The organism is Bacillus sp. S4 (assembly GCF_040838205.1).
GTDB classification, from domain to species: domain Bacteria; phylum Bacillota; class Bacilli; order Bacillales; family Bacillaceae_G; genus Bacillus_A; species Bacillus_A cereus_U.
This window is the reverse complement of record NZ_JBFPJI010000304.1, coordinates 1-3,797: the sequence shown is the minus strand read 5'-3', so window position 1 is coordinate 3,797 and position 3,797 is coordinate 1. Positions and strand designations below refer to the sequence as shown.

The window sequence follows — 3,797 nt, the reverse complement described above, 5'->3', positions numbered from 1 at the left end:
GTTTAAAAGATTGTTAGATTAATATTAAAGGAGAGAAGGAATAATAAATGGGAGACACCTCTTCATTAATAACCGTCTTTTTATGCGTGGCCTTACTAATTTTTTGGCGCCGTTATCGATCTATGTATAAGCCGATTAAGGGTACGGGAAAACGTATTTTGTGGCCATTAATATTTTTAACACCGGGGATAATATGGTTTTTTGGACCCGTACATCCAGCACTATTACAAGTAGTTATAGCAGTATTTATTGGAATTCTTTTTGCCGTACCACTTATAGTTTTAACAAATTATGAGCGAAGAGATGATGGGAATATTTATACGAAAAAAAGTGCAGCCTTTTTAATTACTTTTATTGCACTTGTCGTTTTAAGATATGGTTCAAGACAATATATTGTTGATTTAGATCAACAAACAATAGGTTTATTATTTTACGTAGTTGCAGTATCGTATATTATTCCGTGGAGAATTGCTTGTTATATAAAATTCAGGAAAGTTTTGCGAGAAAATAATAACCATGCTATATGAAAACTTCTCATTTGAGAAGTTTTTTATTTTTATATGCAAGCAAAATAATTTATTGAAGTTCACGCTACCATACAATATGATAAATATAAAAAAATTGAGGGGAAGTAGGGGATATAAAAGTGCGTACAATTCTACTATTTTTACATAACATGCCCATTGATGAAATAGAAAGTATGAGAGAAAAGTATGATCCTTTATTTGGATTAATTCCTCCTCATATAACAATTGTATTCCCGTTTGAAAGTTCCGTTTCGAATGATGATCTGAAATTACATATTTTGAATGTGTCCAAAGGGATTCATACGATTGAAATTGAGTTTGCTAGCCGGATAAGCAGCGAGGGAGATTATTTATTTTTGGAAGTAGAAAGAGGGAAAGAAAAAATAGAAGAATTGCACGATAGATTGTATACAGGTCCTTTACTACAATTTTTGAGAACGGATATTCCATACATACCACATGTAACAGTTGGGAGAAAAGGTAGCGCGGAGTTAGCAACTGAAATAGCGAAGGGGATTCCTAGTTTTCATGAGAAGTTGGACTGTGTAATTAATAGAATTAGTGTGGAACGAATTGGTGAGAATGGAGAGTCAATTATTGAATTTGAAGTACCATTGCAAAAAAGCTGACAAAAGTCAGCTTTTTTATTTCGTACCATGAAGTAAAGCACCAATCGCACCACTATAACCGCCGTCTTGTAAAAAGATTGGTATTTTATTTTGATATTCTGTATAGCTACTTATAATATTTTGAAGATGTACGTTATTACATAGAGTAGAACCGATGTAAATGATATGGTCAATATTTTTCGCTTCGGCGAATTGAAGGCTTAATGCTGTGACGACTTCACCGACAAGTCCTTGAACGGTAGCTAGTATATCTGAACTACTATAATTTGAATCTGTAATGGTCGCTTTTCCGAAATTGCTAGCAGTTAAGTTATTATCAATAGGGGAGAGAATCCCACCATAAATATCTCCAACTGTAATATCTAGACTTTTTCTGGAGCCTATATTCGTAAGCGGAATCACATCTTCAAAATGATCTATATTTGTTAATAGTTTTGAAAGACCCATAATAGTACCACCGCCAACGCCAGTTCCCCCAGCGCGAACGTATTGCTTGTCGTGAACATAGTGAATGGAAGTACCTGTACCGATATTTGTTAATACAAAGTTGTTTATAGCACGTTTTTCTTCTTTTAGTATGTAGCGTACGCCTGCTAAAGTAGCTTCAAACTCGTTTAATTCTACTATTTTATATGAACCTGAAAGTAGTTGTTCTAACTGTTTAGCTTTACCACCTGTAATGCATAATTGTGTAATTGAATTATTATTATGAAGCCATTCTTTAATTCTTTTTTGTTCATATGAATAAAATTTTTCAAAAACTAATTTGTTCATTTCGTTAAAGTAAGCAATTTTTGTTAATGTTCCCCCAGCATCAATACCAACAACATTCCGCATTTTTCTACTCCTTACTATGTAATCTGTTTAATCAGCTTGATATATTAATAGCTTTTCAATGGTAACGATTGATTGACCGTTTACAGAGGCAATTCCTTTCCCAAGAATAAAACCTCGTCTGTTACGTGTTAATTCATAATGTAAGTCAAGTTTATCACCGGGATACGCATTTTCATGAAATTCCACCCCATCTAAAGAGGAGAGGAAACCAAGTCCTTCAGATTCACCTGTACTTACAAAAGCACTAAGTTGAGCGAGTGCTTCTACAATTAGCATATGAGGCATATAGTTTTGATTGTTATTAATAAACCACTCATTATTTGTGATCAGTTTGTATCCTGTAGCTGATTGAGATTCTTTAACGTTTGTAATTTTATCGATCATTAAAAATGGATAGCGATGGGGAAGAGTATCTTTAATATTCACATCGTACCTCCAGGAATAATAATACCCCTGCTAAAGTTAAGCAGGGGAGTTATTATTAATTTTTAACTAATTCTTCTATTTTTTCAATAGAGAAAATACCGCTATTTTTAATGTTTTCAACTGCTTCTTGTAATACTACTTTATCTTGAACAAGTGCAATACGTACAAAGCCTTCGCCGTGAGGACCAAATGCATGGCCTGGTGTGACAACGACATTTGCACGATCCATAAGTGCATAAGCGAACTCTAGAGAAGTCCATCCTTTCGGAATTTCAGCCCAAACGAACATACTTCCAGCTGGTTTATCGACATTCCAACCGAATTTGCGGAATCCGTCCACTAAAGTATCTCTACGTTCTTGGTAAACGCTTCGGTTTTTCTCGCAAAACGCAGCGCCGTGTCGTAATGCAGCGGATGCAGCTTTTTGAATTGGTAAAAACACACCGTAATCTGTATTAGACTTAAATTGCGTAAGCGCGCCGACAATTTCTTCGTTACCAATCATATAACCAATACGGCTACCCGCTAAACTATAACTTTTAGATAAAGAATTAATTTCAACGCCAACTTCTTTTGCACCAGGTACAGATAAGAAGCTAATTGGCTTTTGGCCATCAAAATAAAATTCAGCATAAGCAAAATCATGGACAACGATAATATTATGTTTTTTCGCGAATGCGATTACCTCTTTAAAGAAATCTTCATGAGCCATTGCTGGAACTGGATTCCCTGGGAAGTTCAAAATCATCATCTTCGCTTTATCGGCAATTTCTTCAGGGATAACTTCTAAGTTAGGTAAGAAATCATTTTCTTTCTTTAATGGCATGTAGTAAGATGTTGCACCGGCCATTTGAATTCCTGTTTCATAAGCTGTATATCCTGGATCAGGAACTAGTATTATATCTCCCGGATTTGCAAAAACCATAGGTAAATGAACGAGCCCGTCTTGTGAACCCATTAATAATAAAACTTCTTTTTCAGCATTTAATATAACATTATGAGTGTTGTTGTAATATTCAGTTACAGCTTCGTGAAATTCTTGAATACCAGATAACGTATATCCGTAACTTTCTTTTGCACTTGCTGTATGTACCATTGCTTCTCTTACGAAATCAGCAGGAGGCATATCGGGATTCCCGATACTTAAATCAATCATTTTATGACCTGCTGCAATTTTCTCTTTTTTATAGGCCCCTAATTCACTAAATATAGAAGATTGGAATGCTTTCATTCTAGTTGCTAACGTGTAAGTCATCAAAACCCCTCCTAAAAACAGTGTTTTCTTTCTGCGTTTTTAATTATTCTGAAAACACATGTTTACATTTTATCATTTTTTTATGAAAATTAAAACGATTGACAAATTTAGAGGGAGGATAAT

General features: G+C 34.5%; 5 protein-coding genes. 2 read left to right on the top strand and 3 right to left on the bottom strand.

Annotated elements, in window-relative coordinates; genetic code table 11:
* Positions 1–47 precede the first annotated feature (47 nt).
* Together AB3X48_RS18955 and AB3X48_RS18950 are read left to right on the top strand one after the other, a co-directional pair.
* Positions 48–527: a CcdC family protein gene (locus AB3X48_RS18955; protein ID WP_016105145.1), complete on the top strand. Its 480-nt coding sequence runs from the start codon at positions 48–50 to the stop codon at positions 525–527.
* Between the two features lie 119 nt (positions 528–646).
* Positions 647–1,156: a 2'-5' RNA ligase family protein gene (locus tag AB3X48_RS18950; protein WP_016105144.1), complete on the top strand. Its 510-nt coding sequence runs from the start codon at positions 647–649 to the stop codon at positions 1,154–1,156.
* A gap of 15 nt (positions 1,157–1,171) precedes the next feature.
* Here AB3X48_RS18950 and coaW read toward each other — a convergent pair whose 3' ends face one another.
* The 3 genes from coaW to AB3X48_RS18935 are packed head-to-tail and all read right to left on the bottom strand — an operon-like array spanning position 1,172 to position 3,674.
* Positions 1,172–1,993 (bottom strand): type II pantothenate kinase, encoded by an 822-nt coding sequence (gene coaW, locus AB3X48_RS18945; protein ID WP_199714895.1) that lies wholly within the window; start codon positions 1,991–1,993, stop codon positions 1,172–1,174.
* A 27-nt stretch (positions 1,994–2,020) separates the two neighbouring features.
* Positions 2,021–2,419, bottom strand: a complete 399-nt coding sequence (locus tag AB3X48_RS18940; protein WP_016105142.1) for a 3-hydroxyacyl-ACP dehydratase FabZ family protein — start codon at positions 2,417–2,419, stop codon at positions 2,021–2,023.
* 55 nt (positions 2,420–2,474) lie between these two features.
* Entirely contained in the window at positions 2,475–3,674 is a 1,200-nt protein-coding gene (locus tag AB3X48_RS18935; protein WP_016105141.1) for an LL-diaminopimelate aminotransferase, read from the bottom strand.
* Positions 3,675–3,797: the final 123 nt, after the last annotated feature.